The organism is Streptomyces sp. NPDC020490 (assembly GCF_044335305.1).
Taxonomy (GTDB): Bacteria; Actinomycetota; Actinomycetes; order Streptomycetales; family Streptomycetaceae; genus Streptomyces.
On record NZ_JBIRUY010000011.1, the window covers coordinates 180,901 to 204,235 of the forward strand.

Genomic DNA, 23,335 nt, shown 5'->3' on the forward strand with positions numbered 1-23,335 from the left:
GGGGAAATCGGCACTTCGCTGTAAAGGCCCGGTCAAAAGAACGGTGCACATGTGTTGACACCTTCCGGACGCGGTCCCTAGCCTCCCCATCTTGAAAGCGCTCTCAAAAATTGTGAGGGCGCACCCTCCAGTCCAGCGCGGCCGGCCACCGCCCGCGGCTGTTCCTCTCCTCGCGCATGTGCCCCACGGGAGCACATGCGACTGTCTGGTCGCGTGCGGCCCGCGCGACGCCTCACCAACAGGAGATTCCATGCTCTCTGCGAGCCATCCGCCGCCCGGAGCGGCGGAGCGCGGCGCTCCAACGGACGCCTCCCCGGGCACCGGGCACAGACCCGCCCGGCCGTCTTTCCGGCACTCGCGGACCGCGGTCATCGGGCTGGTGGTCACCCTGCTCGGCGCCGTGCTGACCGTGCTCACCTCACAGTCCGCCAGTGCCGGAACCGTCGGCCAGGGCAGCTACACCACGACCCCTCCCGGCCCGCTGCCGTCGGGTTGCGGCGACCTGTCGACCAACCCCCGGCGCTGGGCCACGCCCAACGCCCCGTCGGGAGCGGTGCCCACCAACGACTGGTGGTCGTCGATCCTGTGGAAGCGCACCAACTGCGCCTACGGCGAGCCGCTGTTCGCGCAGCCGCTGGGCTACAAGGCCCAGTCCGGCGGCCTGGGCGTCTCCTACAGCACCACCCCGGCGATCTCCGGCAGCGCGAAGGGCGTCGGCGAGTACCACTACAACTACGCCGAGGACTTCACCGTCGGTGTCGCGGGTCTCGCGGCCCCCGAGGTGAGGGTCGACGACTGGACCGACTGGACCGTCAGCCCCCTGCTGACGGACGGCGCGCACACGCTGCGGGCCACCATCGGCTCCGGTCTGCCCTTCTCGTACTACCGCGCCACCGGCGGCAACGCGCAGATCAAGGGTTCCTCCACCGCGACCCTGAACGTGTGGTCCAACTCCGGCGGCACCATCGGCTACAACATCAACGGGCACGACTACGTCGCCTTCGCCCCGACCGGTTCCACCTGGTCCGTGAGCGGTTCCACCCTCACCTCCTCGCTGGGCGGCAAGGACTACTTCTCCGTCGCGGTGCTGCCGACCACGTCGTCGACCTCGGCGTCCGACCGGGCCGCGCTCGCCGACGAGTACGCCAAGTACGCCCACGACCACGTCACCGGTACCGCCGTCTCCTACACGTACGACGAGGCGACCAGCACTGTCACGACGACCTACAAGTACACCACCAAGGCGATGGAGGGAACCGGGACCGGTACGGTCGCCGCCCTGATGCCGCACCAGTGGCGGTACCTCGCCGGCGGCACCCCGCTGCCGGAGAAGTACATCTCCTCCCGCGGCCCGCTCAAGATCCTCGCGGGCATCGACTCCTTCACGACGTCGATGCTCTTCCACGGTGTCCTGCCCGAGGTGCCGGCGGTCGCCGACAGCTCCGGCTCCGACTCCACCACGCTGCAGAACTACCTGAACGCGGAGAAGGCCGACCCGGCCCGGCAGCAGAGCGACGACACCTACTGGACGGGCAAGGGGCTCGGACGGGCCGCGCGCCTGGCGGAGATCGCCGACCAGACCGGCAACACGGCGGTGCGCGACGCGGCGCTGGCCACGATCAAGTCGAAGCTGACGGACTGGTTCACCGCGTCGCAGAACGAGACGGGGCACCTGTTCTACTACGACGACAAGTGGGGCACCCTGATCGGCTACCCGGCCTCCTACGGCTCCGACCAGGAACTCAACGACCACCACTTCCACTACGGCTACTACATCGCGGCCGCCGCGACCCTCGCCAAGTTCGACCCGGCCTGGGCCGCCTCCGGCCAGTACGGCGGCATGGTCGACCTGCTCATCCGGGACGCGAACAACTACGACCGCTCGGACAAGCGCTTCCCCTACCTGCGTGACTTCGACATCTACAGCGGCCACGACTGGGCCTCGGGCCACGGCTCGTTCGCCGCGGGCAACAACCAGGAGTCGTCGTCGGAGGGCATGAACTTCGACAACGCGCTGATCCAGTGGGGCATCGCCACCGGGAACAAGACCGTCCGCGACGCCGGCATCTACATGTACACCACGCAGGCCGCCGCGATTCAGGACTACTGGTTCGACACGAAGAACGACGTCTACCCCGCCGACTTCAAGCACAAGGAAGTCGGCATGGTCTGGGGCAACGGCGGCGCCTACTCCACCTGGTTCTCCAGCGCGCCCGAGCAGATCCAGGGCATCAACCTGCTGCCGGTGACCGGCGGCCACCTGTACCTGGGTTACGACCCGGCGTACGTCAAGGCCAACTACCAGGAGATGCTGGACCAGAGCGGCAAGACCCAGCCCACCATCTGGACCGACATCTGGTACGAGTACCAGGCCCTCGGCGACGGCGCCGCGGCCCTCGCCAACTTCAAGGCGAACAACTCCTTCGCCTCGGAGGAGGGCGAGAGCAAGGCGCACACCTTCCACTGGATCCGCAACCTCGCCGCCCTGGGCACCGTCGACACCACCGTTACCGCGGACAGCCCGCTGAGCTCGGTCTTCGTGAAGAACGGCGAACGCACCTACGTCGCCTCCGACGCCACCGGCACGGGTTCGACGGTGCACTTCTCCGACGGAACCACCGTCGACGTCCCCGCCGGGAAGACGGTCGCCTCCGGAGCGCAGAACTGGAGCGGCGGCAACGGCACCCCGCCGTCGACGGACACCTCCACCCCGCCGTCGACCGACATCTCGACCCCGCCCGCGAGCACGAGCCCGCCCCCCGGCGGCGGGAACTCCTCGACGCTGTACGCACAGACCGACGGGTCGCTGACCGCCGCGACGAGTGCTTCCGGCAGTGTCCCGGTGCCCTCCGCCGACGGTGCCAATCACGACGGCAGCCCGTACCGGCCGGTGACGCTCACCGCCGGCGGTCTGACCGGCACCTTCAACGGCGGCACCCCGACCTTCGACCTCGCGGTCGACGCCGACACCGCGGTCGGCAACGCCGTCCAGGTGCAGCTGTCCTACGACTGCACCGGCAGCGGCACCTGGAACCGTGTGGAGACCTACCACTACTACGCCACCGACCCGGTCCCGGGCTGGGAGCACTACAAGGAGACCTCCGGGCTGGTCTCGGCCACCGGTACGGCCTGTGACCTGAAGAACGGAAAGGTCCAGGCGAAGGTCTGGAACGCCCTGGGCAGCAACCCCGGCGCCCTGGGCACCGGCGACCTCTCGGTGTTCAACCTGCCTTACACGATGACCGACGGCGGCGGCAGCCCGTCGGCCTCGGCCACGTCGACCACGACGTCGGGAACGGGTATCACCTCGCCGACGCTGTACCTGCAGAACGACGGGTCGCTGACTCCCGGCACGAGCGCCGCCGGCAGCGTCTCGGTGACCGCCGGCGACGGCGCGAACCACGACGGCAGTCCGTACCAGCCGGTGACGATGACCGCAGCCGGTGTCAACCTCACCTACAACGGCGGCACCCCGACCTTCGACCTCGCGGTCGACGCCAACACCGCGGTCGGCAACGGCATCCAGGTGCGGCTGTCCTACGACTGCACCGGCGACGGCAGCTGGGACCGTGTGGAGACCTACAACTACTTCGCCACCGACCCGGTGGCGGGATGGGAGCACTACACGCAGTCCAAGGGTCTGGCCTCGTCCAGCGGCTCGACCTGTGACCTGAAGAACGGAAAGGTCCAGGCGAAGGTCTGGAACGCCCTCGGCACCAGCGCCAGCGCCCTGGGCACCGGCAACCTCTCCGTGCTGCACCTGCCGTACGCCTGACGGACGCGGCGGACCGGCCTGGACCCCCGAAGGGTCCAGGCTTCCCCGGCTCGAACGGGTGCCGCGTCATGGGGATCCCGTGACACGTGAGAGGGCCTGAGGGTGAGCGAGACACCACAGAACACCCTCCGGTACCGCTTCGACGGGCCGGGCCGGAAGAGGCCCCGGTCCTGATCCCGGGTCCCTCACCGGGCACCACCTGGCACAGGTTTTCATGGGCGTCCGTGGGCGTCCAGCCAGTCCATCGCGGGCATGGAATTGCAGGTCAGCGCCTTCTGGGCCGGGAGGGTCCGCGCAGTTCGTGACAGGTGTGTGATCGCTGGTGATACGGCGGAGCCCCGAACCATCACCACGGGGCTTCTTCACCGAGCAGGCCACGACAGGGTGCAGCGTCCGGCGAGGGCACTGACGCACCCGGACTCCCCGTTCCGGGGGCACCGTAGCAAGGACGCGGGGCCCGATCAGGCCGGCCGACCCACGGCACGCGCGTTCGCTCAGCTCGCGGAAATGCTTGGCCCCGCGAATGGTGAGTTCCTCGACCGGCCCAGTGCGCCTTCAGAGCGAGGCAGTGTGGGGGCGCGCAGGAGACGACGAGACCCCGCCGGAAGTCTGGCGGAGCCTCGTCGTAGCCGGCTCAGGACGTCGGGCAGCCCGGGGCTCGGGCATCGTTGCGCTCCGGATCTTTGGCTCCGGTGTCGCGGGCGAGGAAGTCGCGGGCGAGGAAGGGGATCCGCGCGCGACTGCCGGCCTCCCCCGTGGCTCCACCCCGTCTCCAGCCTCGGAACCCCTACCCACGGCGACGGGCGCCGGGCGGCGGGATCACCTGGCCGTAGGGGATCGCTAGGGGTTAGCCGGAGTCTCGCCTGCTCCATAGCGTGCAGCCCTGACCTGGGCAATCGCCCGACCGACGAGGAATGACAGGGTTGTATGGACAGCGTCAGCGTGCTGATCAGTGGGGCCGGGCCGACCGGGTTGACCCTCGGGCTCGAGCTGGCCCGCCGGGGCGTACCGGTGCGGATCATCGACAAGCAGGAGAGCTTCACGACCGCCTCGCGCGGCAAGGCCGGTATCCAGCCCCGCACCCTGGAGGTGTTCTACGACCTCGGGGCCATCGACGAGGTCCTGGCGTCCGGTGGCTGCCCTTCCTGCGCTACCGCCGTGACCGGCTGATCAACGAGACCATCCCGTACCTCGACAACGCGCCGACCCAGGGCGAGCCGTTCCGCCGGCTGCACTTCATGCCGCAGTCACGGGTCGAGGAAATCCTGCGGGAGCGGCTCGCCGAGTACGGGGTCGCGGTGGAGCTGGGCACCGAGCTGGTCGAGTTCGAGCAGACGGGCGCGGACCGGGTGACGGCCGCACTGGCGACCGCGCAGGGCACCGAGCAGGTGTCGGCCGCGTATCTCGTCGGCTGCGACGGCGGCCGCAGCCCGGTCCGCAAGCGACTTGGCATCTCCTTCGAGGGGTTCACCGAGGAGGAGAAGCAACTGATCGTCGGGGACGTGCAGGTCGACGGGCTGGCTCCCGACGCCTGGTACCAGTGGCTGGACCCCGACCTCGGTGTGGTCATGCTGTGCCCGCTCAGCGGCACGCGCTCCTGGCAGATCCAGGCCACGCCTCCCTCGGACGCGGACGGCCGGCCCATGGAGCCGTCGGTGGAGGCCCTTCAGCGGGCCGTCGACCGGGCCACCGGGATGCCGATCCGGGTCCATGACGCGACCTGGCTGTCGACCTCGCGGATCAACGTACGGATGGCCGACCGGCTGCGGGTGGGCCGGGTGTTCCTGGCCGGGGACGCCGCGCATGTCCACCCCGTGCTCGGTGCGCTGGGCGCCAACACCGGTGTCCAGGACGCCTACAACCTCGGCTGGAAGCTCGCGCTGGTTCTCGCCGGGGCGGCGCCGGAGCTGCTGGACACCTACCAGGAGGAGCGGCTGCCCGTGGCGCGCTGGACGCTGGACACCAGCGTCGCCGGCGCCAGGGCCGTGTTCGAGGAGATGACCGGCGGCATCGGCGGCGCCGAGGCCGGTCTGACCCAGGAGACCCTGCAGCTCGGTCTGGAGTACCGGGCCAGTTCGCTCAGCCGCGCGATGCTCGGCGAGACCGGTGGTGGCGTACAGGCGGGCGACCGTGCCCCGGACTCGGTGTGTCTGGACATGGCCGGCCAGCTCGTCCGGCTGTCCGACGTGTTCCGTGGCCCGCATTTCACGCTGCTCGGCTTCGGCGCCGGCTGCGGGACGGCCTTGCGCGAGGTGGCGGCCGCGGGCCCGGACGACCTCAGGACCTGTCTGCTCGGCGAACGGCCGGCGGCGTACGGACTCGGCGCCGACACGCTGGTCCTCGTCCGGCCGGACGGATACATCGGGCTCACCGCGCCGTCGGGGGACAGCGCGGCGGTGCTCGGTTACCTCGGTTCGCTGCTCGATGGCACGGTGTCCGCCGCCACCGCCTGATCAGGCCGCACGGAAAGGAGAGCGCAGATGGTCTACCGCCCCGACTACTTCCGGCCGCCGGACCTGGAGACGCAGTGGGACCTCATCGAGGAGTACCCGCTGGGCCTGATGGCGCTGTAGTTGAGGCTGGCCGGGATCTTGCGCATATGGAGGGACAGGGCGGTCTTGAGGAGGCCGACCATTCCGGCGGCACCCTCCAGGTGCCCCACGTTCGTCTTGGCCGAGCCGACCGTCAGCGGCAGTCGGCGGCCGGAGGCCGTGCCCAGGACGTCGCCCAGGGCGGATGCCTCGATGGGGTCGCCCAGGGCGGTGCCCGTGCCGTGCAGTTCGACGTACTGGACGTCCGCAGGGTCGATGCCGGCCCGCTCGTACGCCAGCCGCAGCACCTCGCTCTGCGCGGCCGCGCTCGGCACGGTGAGGCCGTCGGTCGCGCCGTCGTTGTTGAGCGCGCCGCCGCGGATCACGCAGTAGACGCGGTCGCCGTCGGCGAGCGCCCTTGCGAGGGGCTTGAGGAGTACGGCCCCGGGGGAGTCGGGGCCGCTGTTCTGCTCGAACCACCTGCCGTGATTGCGGACCAGCCGCGCGAAGGCCGCCTCGTCCAGCCCCTCCCACGGCCACGCCGTGGTGTTCAGGAGCACCTCGGAGGGCGGCTGCGGCAGCAGCCGGCCGGGCTCCGGCGGTACGTCCGCGTCGGCGGTGCGCAGCTGAGAGCGTTCTCCGGCTCTTCCGCGGCGGTTCGGGCGTCCCAGTTGCTGTCGGCGGGCGGCCGATGCGGCGGCAGTGACTTGATCGATCGGGGCCTGGGCAGGCGGTTGCCCGGGAGCGGTGCAGGAATCCTGCCCGAGCAGCCGACCCGCAGCACGACGGCACGCCCCGGTGCGAAATACTCTCCCGATGAGTCCACGCAATTCCCCGATCAGCCAGCCGATCACGATACGGAGGGCCGTCGCGCGGGATGCCAAGCGGCTCACGCGGCTCGTGCGTGGTTCAGGCGCCTACGAGGGTAAGTACGCAGCCGCAGTCGCGGGCTACCGGGTCGGTCCTGATTACCTCGAGGCCCACCGCGCCTTTGTGGCCGTCGGCGCCGACGAGCACGGAGGCCGGGTCCTCGGGTTCTACTCGCTCGTCCTCGCGCCACCGGAGCTCGACCTGCTGTTCGTCGCCGACGAAGCGCAAGGACGGGGTATCGGACGGCTGCTCGTGGCGCACATGCAGTCCGAGGCCCGTGCCGCCGGGCTCGGCCGTGTCAAGGTCGTGTCGCATGTTCCCGCCGAGGGCTTCTACCACCGCGCTGGTGCGGTGCGGATCGGGACCGCGCTCGCGAACCCGCCCGCCGTGCCGTGGGACCGTCCCGAATTCGAGTTTCGCGTTTCTTCGGGATGACGCGGTGTGCCGGTTGGCGAGGCACCGGCTCCGCTGCGTGGTGGCCGGCTTGCAGGAGCCGCGAGGTCACCGGCTCGGCCTTCGTACGCAGGGGCGATCGGTATCAGCGGCGCGAGGTTATGCCATGTGTTAGTCTTACGCGTTTGCGTGGTCGTCGCGGTGGGCGATTCTGCCCGTTCCGCTCGGCTTGTGCGTGGGCTGTTCAAACCTGCCGGGCCTTCCTCGGTACGTTCCCTTGCGGAAGGCTGTTCATGAAGCATCCCAATGACTCCGGCATCGCGCACGGCAGTCCCGCCCAGCCCGAGGCAACGACCCCGGCGCTGCTCCCGGCCGTCACCTTCGCCGGTCTGGGACTGCCGACGGAGGTGCTGCGGACACTTGGCGAACTCGGGGTGCGCGAACCCTTTCCGATCCAGGCCGCCACACTGCCCGATGCCCTGGAGGGGCGCGACATCCTGGGACGCGGGCGCACCGGATCAGGCAAGACGCTCGCCTTCGGCCTGCCGCTGCTCGCACGGACGGCCGGGCGGCGCGCGGAACCGAAGCAGCCCCTTGCTCTGATCCTGGTGCCTACCCGGGAGCTGGCCCAACAGGTCACCCAGGCGCTGGCGCCGTACGCCGAGGCACTGCGGCTGCGGATCACCACGGTCGTCGGCGGAACGTCGATCGGCCGGCAGGCCGCCGCGCTGCGCCAGGGAGCCGAGGTGGTCGTCGCCACCCCCGGACGCCTGCACGACCTGATCGAGCGCAACGCCTGCCGCCTGGGACGGGTGAGAATCAGCGTGCTGGACGAGGCCGACCAGATGTGCGACTTGGGATTCCTGCCGCAGGTTGCCGACGTGCTCGACCAGGTGCACCCCGACGGTCAGCGGATGCTCTTCTCGGCCACTCTCGATCGCGACGTCGATCAACTGGTCCGCCGCTACCTCCACGATCCCATCGTCCACTCGGTCGACCCGGCCGCGGGCACAGTCACGACGATGGAGCACCACGTTCTGGTCGTCCACGACCCTGACCGCTACGCCGTCACCACGGAAATCGCCGCCCGCGACGGCCGCGTACTGCTGTTCCTCGACACCAAGCACGCCGTCGACCAGCTCACCCGGCATCTGCGGGCCAGCGGGGTGCACGCCGGGGCCCTGCACAGCGGCAAGTCCCAGCCACAGCGCACACGGACCCTGGCGCAGTTCAAGAACAGCCAGATCACCGTTCTGGTGGCGACCAATGTCGCGGCCCGTGGCCTGCACGTCGACGACCTCGACCTCGTGGTCAACGTCGACCCGCCCACCGACGCCAAGGACTATGTGCACCGGGCGGGCCGCACCGCCCGCGCCGGTGAGTCCGGCAGCGTGGTCACGCTCGTGCTGGCGGGCCAGCGCCGCGAGACGAGCCGCATGATGGCCGGGGCCGGCATCGAGCCGACCGTCACCAAGGTGCGCTCGGGCGAGGCGGAGCTGAGCCGGATCACCGGCGCCAAGACTCCCTCCGGGATCCCGCTCGACGGCGAGCCCGCCGTCCCCCGACCCAAGAACACCAACGCTCCCTTCCGCGGCCTCGGCACCAGCAAGGGCACCTCCCGCGGCGCCGGCGGCAAGTCCCGAAAGGCCGGCGAGGCCCGCAAGCTCGCCGAGGCCCGCAGGGCCGCCCTCGTGCGTCGCAACGGCTGAGAGCCGTTGCCCTGGCAGCCTGGCCACGGGATCGACAACCCTCGGCCCGGCCCGAAGCCGTCAGGTGCGCCTCACCTACGAGGTCAACGACTTCGGCCGCGAGAGGGATACCCGCCGAAACGGAGCAGAACGATGTTGCCGGCGCCTCGCACTGCGCCCAGCATGACAAGCTGTGCTTGCCCACCCCCGAACCCAGGAGATCACCATGACCGCAGAGCCCGTATCTACGGAAGGTTCGGAGCCGGCTGTCCCCGAGACGTCCCCTCTGGAGCCGGACAGCGACGGCAACTACGACCTCAAGCGCAAGTTCCGCGAAGCCCTGGCGCGCAAGCGCGGTGCGCAGGCGGACGCCGCTGATATTGCCGCCAAGTCCGATGCGTCGAAGGTGCGTTCGGCGCACGGCCCGGCTGCGAGCCAGCGGTCGTTCAGGCGCAAGAGCGGCGGCTGAGTCGATGAGTCCCGCGATCTGACCGCTTCACCGGCATTCGCGCTATCCACTCGCGCGTCGCGTGCAGTGGCCCGCGACGTGCGCATGCCCGTGCACGCGTTGCGGGCGGGGCGTAGCCGGCGGACTCGCCTGGGGGAATGGCCCAGATGCGGTTGGTTCGGGTCGGTGGCGCCGCCGAACTGGAATTCCGGGATGAGAGCAGTGCCTTGTCCGAGGGTACGCGGCCGGTGTTGCGCGCCTTGCGTGCCCCTGTACCGCTGTGGAAAACGACTGCGGCTGTCGTCAGTTCCTCGCCGTCCGGGCCTGAGGCTCGTACGGCGGGCCACAGCACCGTCCCTTCCATGAAGGCATGGCTGAAGACCAGCTGCACCGCCTGCTTCGGAACGCGTTCCCGCTGGTGAAGGTCGTCGAGGGTCAGGTACTGATCCGTCAGCCGCCGTTTCCTCGTGCGCACGGCGTTGCCGCACCAGGATGCTGCTGCTTCCACCGAGCTGGTCGACGGTCTGGTCCTTGATGGTCTTCGATGTGGCCGCTCCCGTGCGTGCGCCGGAGACGGGCCGTGACGCTTGCCGGAGCCACCCTGATCTCCACGCCCGCCCGCACCATCTTTTGGGGGGAGCAGCCCTTGCACACCGACTGGACCCCACCATCGGCCCCTGAAACGAGCGCCCCTGACTGCCACAGGGCAAGGACCCCGGCGATCACCACGCTGGGGTCCTTCTCTGTCCAAGACGGTTCCACCAGTCCCGGGCCGCAGCCCAGCCAGCGCGCCGGTTGCCCATCGGCGGCCCGCCAGGCCCAGTGAGGCACACGCCTGCCGTGTCGCCGTCCGTGCCGTCCCGCGCGCCTGGCACGATGGTTCCCATGCAGCCGCTGCCGGCTCCCTACCCTGCCGACCTCATGCCCGACGCGACGGGCATGGCGGCCTTCGAAGCGGCGTACCGGCAGGCCAAGGAGCAGGACGCCGTCTTCGTTGCCATCGAGTCTCTGGGCGAGCACTGGACGGTGAAGGCCGACATGATCACCGTCCCGCAGCACGCCGTCGCCGACTCGGTGTACGACGCCATCCGCGCCGCGGTCATCCAGATGATCCGCGCCGACGAGATCCGCTCGGACTCCTCCGCGGGGCCGGTCTACTTCGTACTGCACGACGTGGCAGACGAGAGCCGGGCCCGCGAACTCGCAGCCGCCCTGCACGCCGCCCTGTACGGAAACCTGGCGCCGCTCGCCCGCGCGATGCCTACCGCATCCTGACCAGCCGCCTTCAGGACTCCAAGATCATCTCGTGGCGGCTCTTGAGCTCACCTTGACTGGACCCCGCCTCGACCCCTCCCTGTCCGGCCGCCGGCGTCCTCAGATCGTCCCCGGACACCGTTGTGGTGCCCCGGCCCTGTCGGGAGGAGGTAATGGATCACCCTGTCCCGCTCTCCGGGTACCGTCAGGGGCATGAGTCATCCGCACCCCGAACTGAAAGCCGCACCGCCCCTTCCCGAAGGAGGGCTGCGGGTCATCGCCCTGGGCGGCCTGGGTGAGATCGGCCGCAACATGACTGTCTTCGAGCACGCGGGCAAGCTGCTCATCGTCGACTGCGGCGTACTGTTCCCCGAGGAGACCCAGCCCGGCGTGGACGTGATCCTGCCGGACTTCACCTCGATCCGGGACCGGCTGGACGACATCGTGGCCGTGGTCCTCACCCACGGCCACGAGGACCACATCGGCGGCGTGCCGTACCTGCTGCGCGAACGGTCCGACATTCCCGTCGTCGGCTCCAAGCTGACGCTGGCGTTCCTGGAGGCCAAGCTCAAGGAACACGGCATCCGGCCGCGCACGGTGCGGGTACGGGAGGGCGACCGGCGTGGCTTCGGGCCCTTCGACTGCGAGTTCGTAGCGGTCAACCACTCCATCCCCGACAGCCTTGCGGTCGCGATCCGCACCCGGGCGGGGATGGTGCTGCACACCGGCGACTTCAAGATGGACCAGTTCCCTCTCGACGACCGCATCACCGATCTGCGCGCCTTCGCCCGCCTCGGCGAGGAGGGCGTGGACCTGTTCCTCACCGACTCCACCAACGCCGAAGTACCCGGCTTCACCACCTCCGAACGAGAGCTGAACCCGGCGATCGAGCAGGTGATGCGCACCGCGCCGCGCCGGGTCATCGTCTCCAGCTTCGCCAGCCACGTGCACCGCATCCAGTAGGTCCTGGACGCCGCCCACCAACACGGCCGCAAGGTCGCCTTCGTCGGCCGTTCGATGGTCCGCAACATGGGCATCGCCCGTGATCTGGGCTATCTGAAGGTCCCCTCCGGTCTGGTCGTGAGCACGAAGGAGCTGGAGAAACTCCCGGACCACAAGATCACTCTGGTGTGCACCGGCTCCCAGGGCGAACCGATGGCCGCGCTGTCACGAATGGCCAACCGCGACCACGTGATCCGCATCGGCAAGGGCGACACCGTCCTGCTCGCCAGCTCACTCATCCCCGGTAACGAGAACGCCATCTACCGGGTGATCAACGGACTCACCCGGTGGGGCGCCCACGTGGTCCACAAGGGCAACGCCAAGGTGCACGTCTCCGGGCACGCCAGCGCCGGCGAACTCGTCTACTGCTACAACATCGTCAAGCCCCGCAACGTCATGCCCGTGCACGGCGAATGGCGCCACCTGCGGGCCAACGCCGACCTCGCCATCCGTACCGGTGTCGACCCCGACCGGGTCGTCATCGCCGAGGACGGCGTCGTCGTCGATCTGGTCGACGGACGCGCATCCATCACCGGCAAGGTCCCCGCCGGCAACGTCTACGTGGACGGCATGGAAGTCGGCGGCGCCACCGAAGCGTCCCTCAAGGACCGCCTCACCCTCGCCGCCGAAGGCGTGGTCACGGTGGTGGCGATCGTCGACGCGGACACCGGCGCCCTCGCCGAGGCCCCCGACTTCCTGGCCCGGGGCTTCGTCCACGACGACGCCACCTTCGAGCCGGTCATCCCCGTCATCGAGAAGACCCTGGCCGCCGCGGCCGAGGAAGGCGTCGGGGACGCGCGCCAACTCGAACAGCTCCTCGCCCGCGCCGTGGCCAACTGGGCGTTCCGCACCCACCGCCGCAAGCCCCTCATCATCCCCGTCATCATCGACGCCTGAGCCACACTCGGGCAGGCGTCCGGGGGCGGACGCCGATGTGCACGAGGTGAAACCCGGCGACGAGTCGGTCCTGATGTCCAGCCTCATCACCGGCCCACCGGCCCACCGGCCCACCGGCCCACCGGCCCACCGGCCCACCGGGTCGGCCCGGGCGGCCCGGTGGCGAGCGCTGCGCCGGGCATCCCGCAGCACCTCCAGCAGCTGACCTGCCGCCCGAGCAGCAACATGACGGCCACGGGCATCAGAAACGCGGACAGCCCGGTAACAATCAGGCGGCGACGAGCTCCTGCTCGCGGTCCGGCGTTTTGACCTTGGGCTTCTTGTTCGGCAGCGAGAGCCGGAAGACCTTGCGCCACGCGGAGAACACCTGCTTGGGCAGCGGTCCGGTGACGTACTCCAGCTCGTACTTTTCGAACAGCGCGCGCACCTTCACCGCGACCTCGGCGTACCGGTTGCTCGGCAGGTCCGGGAACAGGTGGTGCTCGATCTGGTGCGAGAGGTTGCCGGTCATGAAGTGCATGGCCCTGCTGCCGCTGATGTTCGCCGAGCCCATCATCTGGCGCAGGTACCACTGGCCGCGCGTCTCGTCCTTGACCGACCGGCGCTCGAAGACCTGCACGCCCTCGGGGAAGTGCCCGCACATGATCACGGAGTGGGACCAGATGTTGCGGACCAGGTTCGCGGTGAACGTGGCGGCGAGCGTGGTGAGGAACGACGGGCCCGACAGCAGCGGGTGGATCACATAGTCCTTGAGCACCTGCTTGCGGATCTTGCGGCCCACGGCCTTGGCCCGCGCGCGGAACTCCGGGTTCTTGCGGCGGCGCCTGTGCAGGTTCTTGCCGAGCTCCAGGTCGTACGCTGCGATGCCGTACTCGAAGAAGCAGGCGTTGATGAAGTTCCACAGCGGCTGGCCGAGGTGGAACGGGTGCCACTTCTGGTCCTCGTCGACGCGCATGATGCCGTAGCCGAGGTCGTTGTCCTTGCCGATCACGTTGGTGTACGTGTGGTGCAGCTCGTTGTGCGAGTGCTTCCACTGGTCGGCCGGCGAGACGTGATCCCACTCCCAGGTGGTGGAGTGGATCTTCGGGTCCCGCATCCAGTCCCACTGGCCGTGCAGGACGTTGTGGCCGATCTCCATGTTGTCCATGATCTTCGCCACGGACAGACCGGCGGTGCCGAGCAGCCACGCCGGCGGGAAGAACGAGAACAGCAGTACGCCCCTGCTGACCAGCTCCAGCTTGCGCTGCGCCGAGATGACCTTACGGATGTACGCGGCGTCCTTCTCGCCGCGTCCGGCGATCACTTCGTCGCGGATCGCGTCCAGCTCGCGGCCGAGCTCCTCGATCTGCTCCGCCGTCAGGTGGGCGGTGGGGTCGATGGCGGTCAAGGCTCTCCTACCGTTCGATGTCGCAAGGGCCCGCCGCGGCGGACACACAGGTCTGGATGAGGACGCCCGGCTCGGCCTCGGTGATCTCGCCGGTGCGCAGGTCGCGGACGGCGCCCGCCCTGAGCGGCGTGACGCAGCCGAAGCAGATGCCCATACGGCACCCGGACGGCATGAGCACGCCGGCCTCCTCGCCGACGTCCAGCAACGGCGTGGCGCCGTCCGAGTCGACGGTCTTGCCGGTGGCGCTGAACGTGACCTCGCCGCCGTCGCCGGCGACGACGATGCTGGGGCGGAAGCGTTCGGTGTGCAGGCGCACTTGGACGCCGTGCCCGCTCCAGTGCTCTTCGGCGGCGTCGAGCAGGCCCGCGGGCCCGCAGGCCCAGGTGTCGCGCTCGGCCCAGTCGGGCACGAGTTCGTCGAGACGGGCGATGTCGAGCATGCCGTCCGTGTCGGTGTGCACCTCGGTGAGCCGCAGCTTCTCGTCCGCGACCAGATCGTGCAGTTCGTTTCGGAAGATCACGTCCTGCGCCCGTGGCGCGCAGTGGACCATGGCGACGTCGTCGAACTCGGTGTCGCGCAGCATGCCCATCACGGGCGTGATGCCGCTGCCGGCCGTCAGGTAGAGCACCTTGGCGGGCTTGACCTCCGGCAGCACGAAGTCACCGGTCGGCTGGTCGAGCTGGATCAGCGTGCCCGGCTTCGCCCTGCGGACCAGGTGGTTGCTGACCTTGCCGTCCGGGATCGCCTTCACGGTGATCGTGACGCGGCCGTCCTGGCGGTTTGTCGGCGAGGTGATGGAGTAGGCACGCCACAGGCGCACCCCGTCGACGTCGACCCCGATCCGCACGTACTGACCGGCTGTGTGGCCGCGCCAGCCCCGTCCCGGCCTGATCACGACAGTCGCGGCGTCATCCGTCTCGGGGTGCACGGCCTCGATGCGCCCACGCAGGTCGGCGCCCGCACGCAGTGGGCTGACCAGGTCGAGGTAGTCCGACGGCAGCAGCGGCGTCGTGACCATCTCCAGCAGTTTCCACGCCCTGCTGCGGAGGGCTGCACTCGTCATGACTCCAGCTTGCTGCGTCTCAGGGCGTAAAGTCCTGACCGTAGGACGTGAATCTGGTGGGTGGAATTGTTCGCAGGGAATAAAAACGTGAGTCGTGTAACCCAGAGGGCCAGCGAACTGGCCCTGGATGAGACGACGGTCACCGCACTTCGGGCCGCGCTGAAGACCACCGCCGACGAGGTCGTCCAGGCGATCATCGACGAGGTCCCTCCCTACGCCAACGCCCTTTCGGGCCGCATGGGCGGCACCATCCGCCGAGCCGTCCGCACCGCCCTGGGGCACTACCTGGACCTCGCGAGCGGGAACGCCACGGGCGGCGACGGCGGTGACGCGGCCTACGAGCTGGGCCGCGGCGAGGTGCGCGACGGCCGTTCGATGGACGCCCTGCTCAGCGCCTACCGCGTCGGCGCCCGCGTGGCCTGGCGATGCCTGGCAGCGGGCGCCGTGTCCGCAGGTCTGCCCGCCGCCGAGGTCGCCAAGTTCGCCGAGCTGACCTTCGCCTACATCGACGAGCTCTCCGCCGCGAGCGCCGCGGGCCACGCCGACGAACTGGCCGCCCGGGGCAGGGCCCACGAGCGCCACCTGGAACACCTGGCCCGCGACCTCCTCGCCGGCGTGAGCCCGGACGTGCTGCTGGCCTCTGCTCAACGGGCCGGATGGCAGCCTCCGCATTCGCTGACGGCGGTCCTGCTGCCCGCCGCCCAGGCCCGGCCTGCCTACCGCGCGCTCGACCCGAGCACCCTCGTCCTCGACGATCTGCCGGACGCCACCGGTGTGCTGCTCGTCCCCGATGCCGACCGATCACATCTCTTGCGGCAGCTGACCGACCGCACCGCCGTGGTCGGCCCGGCCCGGCCATGGACTCGTGCGTCGGCCTCGTACGCACGAGCCGTACGCGCGCGCTCCCTCTCCTCTGATATCCGCGACACTGAGGACCACCTGCCCGAGCTGGTGCTGAGCGCCGACGTGGGCGCGTTCGCAGACCTGCGTGTCCGAGCCCTCGCACCGTTGCGGAGCTTGCCTGTCGCGACCGCACGGCGGCTGGAGGAGACGTTGCGGGCGTGGCTGCTGCACCAGGGCAGGCGGGACGAGGTGGCGGCGGCGTTGTTCGTCCATCCCCAGACAGTCCGGTACCGGATGTCGCAGCTGCGGGAGCTGTTTCCGGATCTCGCATCGCCACACCGGGTCCTTGAACTGACGCTGGCGGTCGGTCTTCGGGCCAGTTGACGCGTACTTCGACCGTCCACGAACTCCCGGCGGATCCCGGCATCGTGCTCGGTGTCTACCTGGACGTCCTTGCAGCCGGGACGGTTCGGGTGAGCGACGCGATCAAGGTGCAGCAGGTCGGCTGACAGGGTGCGTTCCACCACGAGTCGCCCACCTGCCGATCCGCCAGGCCCGCGTCTCGCACGACCAGCCACACCCGGTCGCGGCTGAGCGGGAGTTGGCCGAGGAGGACGCCGGTCGCGTCGAGCAGGGCGTTGGCGAAGGCTGGAGCGACCGGGTTGAAAGGGCGGACTGTCGGCCGCGACGCCCGTTTGGCTCCCTGGGCACCCAGATGCATGGCGATGGGCCAGGAAATGGGATCTGGCCTCGGGTTTTCCGAAGATCGCTCAGGTCGACATCCTTCCGATGACCCACCAGGTCGGTGTGCCGCGGTTGAACTGGTCGCGAAGAGCTCCTGAACTGCGGTTGTGGGCGCACAATGTGCGGTGCGGGCGTTCAGCAGGTGGGACCGTAAGGGCTCCAGTGCCCGAGGAAGGGTTTCAGGTCGTCGGCTTGTGGCTTGGGAATGTCGGGCAGCCGGGGCGGTGTGTTCAATGCGTCGAGGCGCTCAACGGTGGCCGCTGCCCGGCTGATCCATTCCTCGGCGTCGGTTCTGGCCTGGCCCGGAGGCATGTCCTCGACCCGCGTGCGTACGGTGCTCACGTATTGGGTCAGTCGGGTGGCGTGGCGCCATGCCGCTTCCTGAGCTTCTAGGTGCCTGACGCGGTACGCCTCCGCGTACCGGATGCGGGCTTGTTCCATGGCGGCTTCCCAGCGGATGCGCTTCTGACGTGCCGCTTCGGCCTCGTCCTGGCGTCTGCGTTCGGCGGCTTCGCCGCGAAGTGTGACCTCCTGTGCGATCTCGGCGAGCTGCTCTTCGAGGGGCGGCCGGGAGCGTCGGCCCATTCGCTCGCCCGGTGTGGCCGGCCGCCGCTGAGGATCCCCGAGCGGCTGAACACCGAGGCATCCTTTGCTGCGCTTTGCGGAGTCAGCCCCGTCGAGTATTCGTCGGGCCGTCGGAGCACGCGCCGGCTCAACTACGGCGGCGACCGTCAGGCGAACGCCGCCCTGCATCGCATCGTGTTCACCCGGCTGCGCCACGACCCCCGCACCCAGGCGTACTACGAACGCCGCACCCAGGAGGGCAAGGCCCGACACGAGATCATCCGATGCCTCAAGCAGTATGCCGCCCGAGAGGTCTTCGGCCTGGTCAGGACGGCATCTACCGATCCCGCGTTATAGGGGCGTCCGTGAGACGTGAGAGGGTCTGGGGCGTGAGTGAGACGCCACCGAACACCCTGCAATACCGCTTTGACGGGCCAGAAGACGCTCCGGTCCTGATCCTGGGCCCCTCACTGGGCACCACCTGGCACATGTGGGACCGGCAGGTTCCGGAGCTGGCGAAGCAGTGGCGCGTCCTCCGGTTCGACCTGCCGGGGCACGGCGGCTCTCCCGCCCACCCGGCGGGCTCGGTGCCCGAGCTGGCGGCCCGGCTGCTCGCCGTGCTCGACGGGCTCGGCGTGCGGCGCTTCGGCTACGCGGGATGCGCGTTCGGCGGGGCGATCGGCATCGAACTGGCCCTGCGCCGGCCGGAGCGGCTCGCCTCGCTGGCGCTGGTCGCCGCCTCGCCCCGCTTCGGCACGGCCGACGAGTTCCGCCAGCGCGGCGTGATCGTCCGCACCAACGGCCTCGACCCCATCGCCCGCACGTCCCCCGGCCGCTGGTTCACCGCGGAATTCGCGACCGCCCAGCCGGCCATCACCGAGTGGGCGGTGCAGATGGTGCGCACCACCGACCCCGGCTGCTACATCGCCGCCTGCGAGGCGCTCGCCGCGTTCGACGCGCGGGACGAACTCGGCCGCATCGGCGTGCCGACCGTGGTCCTCGTCGGCTCCGACGACCAGGTCACCGGCCCCGCCGAGGCCCGCACGCTGGTCGCCGGCATACCGGACGCCCGGCTCGCCGTGGTGCCGGGCGCCTCCCACCTGGTACCGGTGGAGCAGCCCGGCGCCGTCACCGACCTGCTGGTACGGCACTTCTCCACTGCCTGGCAGGCCGGCCCGGCCGAGCCCCCCACCGGCGGGACGGCCCTTCCCGTGGCCCCCGCTACGCCGGTCCCGGCCGCCCCCGCGCGGTCCGCGCCGATCGCCGAGATCGCCCCGGCCGCCGCGGCGCCCGCGCACCCGGCGGAACGGCCCGACCCCTACGACGCCGGGATCAAGCTGCGCCGCGAGGTGCTCGGCGACGCGCACGTCGACCGGGCGCTGGCCCAGGCCGATGAGTTCTCGGGAGACTTCCAGGACTTCGTCACCCGCTACGCGTGGGGCGAGATCTGGGACCGGCCCGGCCTCGACCGCCGCACCCGCAGCTGCATCACCCTCACCGCGCTGGTGGCGGGCGGCCACCTGGAGGACCTCGCCGCCCACACCCGCGCCGCGCTGCGCAACGGTCTGACCCCGGCCGAGATCAAGGAGGTCCTCCTGCAGGCGGCCGTCTACTGCGGCGTGCCCGCGGCCGGGCGCGCCTTCGAGGTGGCGCGGCAGGTCGTCCGGGAGGAGACCACTCCCGAGCAGTGACCGCGGGCCGGGCGGTGGTCGCGGGCTGGGCGGTGGCTGCGCGCCGAACAGCGGTCGCGGGCCGAACAGCGGTCGCGGGCCGGGCGGTGGTCGCGGGCCGGGCGGTGGTCGCGGCCCGGGTGGCCGGAGCGCCAGGCTGGGCCGCCCCGGCCGCCGGGCGACGGGGCAGGATGGACGGATGAAGTTCACGAAGATGTCCCACTCCTGCGTGCGCCTGGAGAAGGACGGGCGCACGCTCGTCCTCGACCCCGGAGGGTTCAGCGAGGAGGACGCCGCCGTCGGCGCGGACGCCATCCTCGTCACGCACGAGCACCCCGACCACTTCGACGAGGGCCGGCTGCGGACCGCCATGGAGGCCAACCCGGCCGCCGAGATCTGGACGCTGAAGTCGGTCGCGGACCAGATCTCGGCCGCCTTCCCGGGCCGGGTGCACACCGTCGGCCACGGCGACACCTTCGACGCCGCCGGCTTCGACGTCCAGGTCCACGGGGAACTGCACGCGGTGATCCACCCGGACATCCCGCGCATCACCAACGTCGGCTACCTGATCGACGGCGGGCAGGTCTTCCACCCGGGCGACGCGCTCACCGTCCCGGACCGGCCGGTGGAGACGCTGATGCTCCCCGTGATGGCCCCCTGGAACAAGATCTCCGAGGTCATCGACTACGTCCGCGAGGTCGGGCCGCGGCGCGCCTACGACGTCCACGACGCCCTGCTCACCGACCTCGCCCGCCCCATCTACGACCGCCAGATCGGGGCGCTCGGCGGTGCCGAGCACCTGCGGATGGCCCCCGGCGACTCGGCCGACGTCTAGCCGGATCCCGGGACCGGTGCCGCGGGCGGGCGGGGCGGACGGGTTGTCGTACCCGCCCGGTAGGTTGTGAGGCATGCGCATCGCGACCTGGAACGTGAACTCGATCACCGCCCGCCTGCCGAGGCTGCTGGCCTGGCTGGAGAGCAGCGGCACGGACGTCCTGTGCCTCCAGGAGGCCAAGCTGGCCGAGGAGCAGTTCCCGCTCGACCAGCTGCGCGAGCTGGGCTACGAGGCGGCAGTGCACGCCACCGGCCGGTGGAACGGCGTGGCGGTGCTCTCCCGCGTCGGCCTCGCGGACGTGGTCAAGGGCCTCCCCGGCGACCCCGGTTACGACGGGGAGCGGGAGGCCCGCGCCGTCTCGGCGACCTGCGGGCCGGTCCGCGTCTGGTCGGTGTACGTGCCCAACGGACGCGAGGTCGGCCACCCCCACTACGCCTACAAGCTCCGGTGGTTCGAGGCGCTGAAGGCGGCGGTCGCCGGCGACGCGGGCGGCAGCAGGCCCTTCGCGGTGCTCGGCGACTACAACGTGGCGCCCACCGACGACGACGTCTACGACGTCTCCGCCTTCGAGGGCTCCACCCACGTCACCCCCGCCGAGCGGGCCGCCCTGAGCGCCCTGCGCGAGGTGGGCCTGTCCGACGTGGTGCCGCGGCCCCTGAAGTACGACCACCCGTTCACCTACTGGGACTACCGCCAGCTCTGCTTCCCCAAGAACCGCGGCATGCGCATCGACCTGGTCTACGGCAACGAGCCGTTCGCCAAGGCGGTCACCGACGCCTACGTGGACCGTGAGGAGCGCAAGGGCAAGGGGGCGTCCGACCACGCGCCGGTGGTGGTGGACCTCGACGTGTAGCCGGCCGCACCGGCCCCCGGCGGCGCCCTCAGGCGGCCGGCACGGGCTGTTCGGCGACGACGGGGTGGTCGCGTTCGACGGGGCCGAGGTCGCCGGCGCCGCCCGGGGAGCCGAGCTCGGCGAAGAACTCCGTGTCCGCGGTGCGGAAGGCCGACCACTCCTGCGGGACGTCGTCCTCGAAGAAGATGGCCTCCATCGGGCAGACCGGCTCGCAGGCCCCGCAGTCGACGCATTCCTCGGGGTTGATGTACATCTTGCGCGGCCCCTCGTAGATGCAGTCCACGGGGCACTCGTCGACGCAGGCCTTGTCCTTGATGTCGACGCAGGGCTGGGCGATCACGTACGTCATGAGGAACTCCCCACGGTCCAGGTGTCGTTGCCGGCGAGAAGGGCGGCCAGGTCGCCCTTGCCGTTCTGCTCGATCGCGGTGTCGAGCTGGTCGGCCATCTGCGTGTCGTACACCGGCCGCCGCACGGACCGGAACACGCCGATCGGGGTGTGGTGCAGGGTCTCTGGGTCGGCCAGGCGGGACAGGGCGAACGCGGTGGTCGGGGAGGCCGACTGGGCGTCGTGCACCAGGATCTCGCTCTCGTTGTCGGGGGTGACGGGGACGACCTTCAGGTCGCCGGTGGTCCGGTCGCGGACCACGCCCTTGCCGCGGTCGGCGCCGAAGCGGATCGGCTTGCCGTGTTCCAGCCGGATCACCGTCTCCTGGGCCTGCTGCTTGTCCTTGAGGGCGTCGTAGGCGCCGTCGTTGAAGATGTTGCAGTTCTGGTAGATCTCGATCAGGGCGGTGCCGGGGTGGGCGGCGGCCTGGCGCAGCACGTCGGTGAGGTGCTTGCGGTCGGAGTCGATGGTGCGGGCGACGAAGGAGGCCTCGGCGCCGAGGGCCAGGGAGACCGGGTTGAAGGGGGCGTCCAGTGATCCCATCGGCGTGGATTTGGTGATCTTGCCGGTCTCGGAGGTGGGGCTGTACTGGCCCTTGGTGAGGCCGTAGATGCGGTTGTTGAAGAGGAGGATCTTGAGGTTGACGTTGCGGCGCAGGGCGTGGATGAGGTGGTTGCCGCCGATGGAGAGGGCGTCGCCGTCGCCGGTGACGACCCAGACGGACAGGTCGCGGCGGGAGGTGGCCAGGCCGGTGGCGATGGCGGGGGCGCGGCCGTGGATGGAGTGCATGCCGTAGGTGTTCATGTAGTACGGGAAGCGCGAGGAGCAGCCGATGCCGGAGACGAAGACGATGTTCTCTTTGGCCAGGCCCAGTTCCGGCATGAAGCCCTGGACCGCGGCGAGGATCGCGTAGTCACCGCAGCCGGGGCACCAGCGCACCTCCTGATCGGACTTGAAGTCCTTCGCCGCGAGGGCGACTTCGCTCCTCGGGACCAGGGACAGCGCTTCAGTGGGCATGGAGGGCCTCCTTGAGGGCCGTGGCGAGCTGCTCCGCCTTGAACGGCATGCCGTTGACCTGGGTGTGCGACTCCACGTCGACCGCGTATCCGGCCCGCAGGAGCCGGGCGAGCTGTCCGAGGTTCATCTCGGGGACCAGGACGCGCTCGTAGGAACGCAGCACCGTGCCGAGGTTCTTCGGGAAGGGGTTGAGGTGGCGCAGGTGGGCCTGGGCGACGGGTTCGCCGGCGGCGCGCAGGCGCCGGACCGCGGCGGTGATGGGGCCGTAGGTGGAGCCCCAGCCCAGGACGAGGGTGGCCGCGCCGTGCGGGTCGTCGACCTGCAGGTCCGGCACGCCGATGCCGTCGATCTTGGCCTGGCGGGTGCGGACCATGAAGTCGTGGTTGGCGGGGTCGTAGGAGATGTTGCCGGTGCCGTCCTGCTTCTCGATCCCGCCGATACGGTGCTCAAGACCCGGCGTGCCCGGGATCGCCCAGGGGCGGGCGAGGGTGTGCGGGTCGCGCTTGTAGGGCCGGAACACCTCGGTGCCGTCCGCCAGGGTGTGGTTGGGGCCCTGCGCGAACTGCACCCGCAGATCGGGCAGTTCGTCGGTGTCCGGGATGCGCCAGGGCTCGGAGCCGTTGGCCAGGTAGCCGTCGGACAGCAGGAAGACCGGTGTGCGGTAGGTGAGGGCGATGCGGGCGGCCTCCACGGCCGCGTCGAAGCAGTCGGCGGCGGTGCGCGGGGCGACGACCGGGACGGGGGCCTCGCCGTTGCGCCCGTACATGGCCAGCAGCAGGTCCGCCTGCTCGGTCTTGGTGGGCAGGCCGGTGGACGGACCGCCGCGCTGGATGTCGACGATCAGCAGCGGCAGTTCCAGCGAGACGGCGAGGCCGATCGTCTCCTGCTTGATGGTGACGCCGGGGCCGGAGGTCGTGGTCACGGCGAGGGAGCCGCCGAACGCGGCGCCGAGGGCGGCGCCCACCGCGGCGATCTCGTCCTCGGCCTGGAAGGTGCGCACGCCGAAGTTCTTGTGGCGGGACAGTTCGTGCAGGATGTCCGAGGCCGGCGTGATCGGGTAGGAGCCGAGGAAGAGGGGCAGGTCGGCCTGGCGGGAGGCGGCGATCAGGCCGTA

Annotated in this window: 18 protein-coding genes and 3 pseudogenes; 14 read left to right on the forward strand and 7 right to left on the reverse strand. The window is 70.3% G+C overall.

All coding sequences use genetic code 11. The features are described 5' to 3' along the window. Nucleotides 1–250: 250 nt before the first annotated feature. The 3 genes from ACH4ZX_RS14605 to ACH4ZX_RS14615 all read left to right on the forward strand — a co-directional run bounded on the left by ACH4ZX_RS14605 (nucleotide 251) and on the right by ACH4ZX_RS14615 (nucleotide 6,228). Nucleotides 251–3,775, forward strand: coding sequence for a glycosyl hydrolase (locus ACH4ZX_RS14605; RefSeq protein WP_398272101.1), 3,525 nt, complete (start codon nucleotides 251–253; stop codon nucleotides 3,773–3,775). 927 nt (nucleotides 3,776–4,702) lie between these two features. Beyond that, nucleotides 4,703–4,945 carry an FAD-dependent monooxygenase gene (locus tag ACH4ZX_RS14610; protein WP_398272103.1) on the forward strand — a complete coding sequence of 81 codons (243 nt, stop codon included), beginning with the start codon at nucleotides 4,703–4,705 and terminating at the stop codon, nucleotides 4,943–4,945. A gap of 68 nt (nucleotides 4,946–5,013) precedes the next feature. Next, the gene (locus tag ACH4ZX_RS14615; RefSeq protein ID WP_398272105.1) at nucleotides 5,014–6,228 is read left to right on the forward strand and encodes an FAD-dependent monooxygenase; all 1,215 of its coding nucleotides are present in this window, start codon (nucleotides 5,014–5,016) and stop codon (nucleotides 6,226–6,228) included. 101 nt (nucleotides 6,229–6,329) lie between these two features. Here the strand turns inward: ACH4ZX_RS14615 and ACH4ZX_RS14620 are convergent. Then, a pseudogene (locus tag ACH4ZX_RS14620) lies at nucleotides 6,330–6,752 on the reverse strand (polyketide synthase); the annotation flags it as partial. Between the two features lie 370 nt (nucleotides 6,753–7,122). Between ACH4ZX_RS14620 and ACH4ZX_RS14625 the strand changes: the two are divergent. From ACH4ZX_RS14625 to ACH4ZX_RS14645, 5 genes and pseudogenes are all read left to right on the forward strand, one after another. Next, a complete protein-coding gene (locus ACH4ZX_RS14625) occupies nucleotides 7,123–7,611 on the forward strand; it encodes a GNAT family N-acetyltransferase (protein WP_398272106.1) in 489 nt (162 codons plus the stop codon). A gap of 251 nt (nucleotides 7,612–7,862) precedes the next feature. Next, on the forward strand, nucleotides 7,863–9,278 hold the full coding sequence (locus tag ACH4ZX_RS14630; RefSeq protein WP_398272108.1) for a DEAD/DEAH box helicase: 1,416 nt from the start codon (nucleotides 7,863–7,865) through the stop codon (nucleotides 9,276–9,278). A gap of 205 nt (nucleotides 9,279–9,483) precedes the next feature. After that, nucleotides 9,484–9,726, forward strand: coding sequence for a DUF5302 domain-containing protein (locus ACH4ZX_RS14635; RefSeq protein WP_398272109.1), 243 nt, complete (start codon nucleotides 9,484–9,486; stop codon nucleotides 9,724–9,726). An 864-nt stretch (nucleotides 9,727–10,590) separates the two neighbouring features. Next, on the forward strand, nucleotides 10,591–10,980 hold the full coding sequence (locus ACH4ZX_RS14640) for a hypothetical protein (protein ID WP_398272111.1): 390 nt from the start codon (nucleotides 10,591–10,593) through the stop codon (nucleotides 10,978–10,980). A gap of 192 nt (nucleotides 10,981–11,172) precedes the next feature. After that, nucleotides 11,173–12,858 (forward strand): annotated as a pseudogene (locus tag ACH4ZX_RS14645) (ribonuclease J). Nucleotides 12,859–13,126: 268 nt separating this feature from the next. Here the strand turns inward: ACH4ZX_RS14645 and ACH4ZX_RS14650 are convergent. Together ACH4ZX_RS14650 and ACH4ZX_RS14655 are read right to left on the reverse strand one after the other, a co-directional pair. Further along, nucleotides 13,127–14,245, reverse strand: coding sequence for a fatty acid desaturase family protein (locus ACH4ZX_RS14650; RefSeq protein ID WP_398272112.1), 1,119 nt, complete (start codon nucleotides 14,243–14,245; stop codon nucleotides 13,127–13,129). Between the two features lie 7 nt (nucleotides 14,246–14,252). After that, the gene (locus tag ACH4ZX_RS14655; protein ID WP_398272114.1) at nucleotides 14,253–15,308 is read right to left on the reverse strand and encodes a ferredoxin reductase; all 1,056 of its coding nucleotides are present in this window, start codon (nucleotides 15,306–15,308) and stop codon (nucleotides 14,253–14,255) included. Nucleotides 15,309–15,395: 87 nt separating this feature from the next. On the opposite strand from ACH4ZX_RS14655, the gene ACH4ZX_RS14660 reads away from it, so the two are divergent. Beyond that, complete coding sequence (locus ACH4ZX_RS14660) at nucleotides 15,396–16,535, forward strand: PucR family transcriptional regulator (RefSeq protein ID WP_398272115.1); 1,140 nt, start codon at nucleotides 15,396–15,398, stop codon at nucleotides 16,533–16,535. Next, nucleotides 16,532–16,660, forward strand: a complete 129-nt coding sequence (locus tag ACH4ZX_RS14665; protein WP_267911787.1) for a hypothetical protein — start codon at nucleotides 16,532–16,534, stop codon at nucleotides 16,658–16,660. Before ACH4ZX_RS14660 ends, ACH4ZX_RS14665 begins: the two co-directional genes overlap by 4 nt. 370 nt (nucleotides 16,661–17,030) lie before the next feature. On the opposite strand, the gene ACH4ZX_RS14670 is transcribed toward ACH4ZX_RS14665, so the two are convergent. Continuing rightward, a complete protein-coding gene (locus ACH4ZX_RS14670) occupies nucleotides 17,031–17,336 on the reverse strand; it encodes a hypothetical protein (RefSeq protein ID WP_398272117.1) in 306 nt (101 codons plus the stop codon). On the opposite strand from ACH4ZX_RS14670, the gene ACH4ZX_RS14675 reads away from it, so the two are divergent. The 4 genes from ACH4ZX_RS14675 (at nucleotide 17,328) to ACH4ZX_RS14690 (ending at nucleotide 20,817) form a co-directional block, all read left to right on the forward strand. Further along, nucleotides 17,328–17,816 carry a transposase gene (locus ACH4ZX_RS14675; RefSeq protein ID WP_398272119.1) on the forward strand — a complete coding sequence of 163 codons (489 nt, stop codon included), beginning with the start codon at nucleotides 17,328–17,330 and terminating at the stop codon, nucleotides 17,814–17,816. The genes ACH4ZX_RS14670 and ACH4ZX_RS14675 overlap by 9 nt on opposite strands. 32 nt (nucleotides 17,817–17,848) lie before the next feature. Continuing rightward, the gene (locus ACH4ZX_RS14680; protein WP_398272121.1) at nucleotides 17,849–19,150 is read left to right on the forward strand and encodes an alpha/beta fold hydrolase; all 1,302 of its coding nucleotides are present in this window, start codon (nucleotides 17,849–17,851) and stop codon (nucleotides 19,148–19,150) included. A 178-nt stretch (nucleotides 19,151–19,328) separates the two neighbouring features. Beyond that, nucleotides 19,329–19,964 carry an MBL fold metallo-hydrolase gene (locus ACH4ZX_RS14685; protein WP_398272123.1) on the forward strand — a complete coding sequence of 212 codons (636 nt, stop codon included), beginning with the start codon at nucleotides 19,329–19,331 and terminating at the stop codon, nucleotides 19,962–19,964. Nucleotides 19,965–20,037: 73 nt separating this feature from the next. Then, complete coding sequence (locus ACH4ZX_RS14690; RefSeq protein WP_398272124.1) at nucleotides 20,038–20,817, forward strand: exodeoxyribonuclease III; 780 nt, start codon at nucleotides 20,038–20,040, stop codon at nucleotides 20,815–20,817. A gap of 28 nt (nucleotides 20,818–20,845) precedes the next feature. Here ACH4ZX_RS14690 and fdxA read toward each other — a convergent pair whose 3' ends face one another. The 3 genes and pseudogenes from fdxA to ACH4ZX_RS14705 form a co-directional block, all read right to left on the reverse strand. Further along, nucleotides 20,846–21,166, reverse strand: a complete 321-nt coding sequence (fdxA, locus tag ACH4ZX_RS14695; protein WP_398272126.1) for a ferredoxin — start codon at nucleotides 21,164–21,166, stop codon at nucleotides 20,846–20,848. Beyond that, nucleotides 21,163–22,221, reverse strand: a complete 1,059-nt coding sequence (locus tag ACH4ZX_RS14700; protein WP_398272127.1) for a 2-oxoacid:ferredoxin oxidoreductase subunit beta — start codon at nucleotides 22,219–22,221, stop codon at nucleotides 21,163–21,165. Before ACH4ZX_RS14700 ends, fdxA begins: the two co-directional genes overlap by 4 nt. Further along, a pseudogene (locus ACH4ZX_RS14705) lies at nucleotides 22,211–23,335 on the reverse strand (2-oxoglutarate ferredoxin oxidoreductase subunit alpha); the annotation flags it as partial. The pseudogene ACH4ZX_RS14705 and the gene ACH4ZX_RS14700, both read right to left, overlap by 11 nt.

Coding starts and splice junctions, on each gene's coding strand:
- fdxA (WP_398272126.1), bottom strand. CDS start 21,166: ATGACGTACGTGATCGCCCAGCCCTGCGTCGACATCAAGGACAAGGCC.
- ACH4ZX_RS14670 (WP_398272117.1), bottom strand. CDS start 17,336: ATGGAACAAGCCCGCATCCGGTACGCGGAGGCGTACCGCGTCAGGCAC.
- ACH4ZX_RS14625 (WP_398272106.1), top strand. CDS start 7,123: ATGAGTCCACGCAATTCCCCGATCAGCCAGCCGATCACGATACGGAGG.
- ACH4ZX_RS14640 (WP_398272111.1), top strand. CDS start 10,591: ATGCAGCCGCTGCCGGCTCCCTACCCTGCCGACCTCATGCCCGACGCG.
- ACH4ZX_RS14635 (WP_398272109.1), top strand. CDS start 9,484: ATGACCGCAGAGCCCGTATCTACGGAAGGTTCGGAGCCGGCTGTCCCC.
- ACH4ZX_RS14605 (WP_398272101.1), top strand. CDS start 251: ATGCTCTCTGCGAGCCATCCGCCGCCCGGAGCGGCGGAGCGCGGCGCT.
- ACH4ZX_RS14655 (WP_398272114.1), bottom strand. CDS start 15,308: ATGACGAGTGCAGCCCTCCGCAGCAGGGCGTGGAAACTGCTGGAGATG.
- ACH4ZX_RS14700 (WP_398272127.1), bottom strand. CDS start 22,221: ATGCCCACTGAAGCGCTGTCCCTGGTCCCGAGGAGCGAAGTCGCCCTC.
- ACH4ZX_RS14610 (WP_398272103.1), top strand. CDS start 4,703: ATGGACAGCGTCAGCGTGCTGATCAGTGGGGCCGGGCCGACCGGGTTG.
- ACH4ZX_RS14630 (WP_398272108.1), top strand. CDS start 7,863: ATGAAGCATCCCAATGACTCCGGCATCGCGCACGGCAGTCCCGCCCAG.
- ACH4ZX_RS14685 (WP_398272123.1), top strand. CDS start 19,329: ATGAAGTTCACGAAGATGTCCCACTCCTGCGTGCGCCTGGAGAAGGAC.
- ACH4ZX_RS14615 (WP_398272105.1), top strand. CDS start 5,014: ATGCCGCAGTCACGGGTCGAGGAAATCCTGCGGGAGCGGCTCGCCGAG.
- ACH4ZX_RS14690 (WP_398272124.1), top strand. CDS start 20,038: ATGCGCATCGCGACCTGGAACGTGAACTCGATCACCGCCCGCCTGCCG.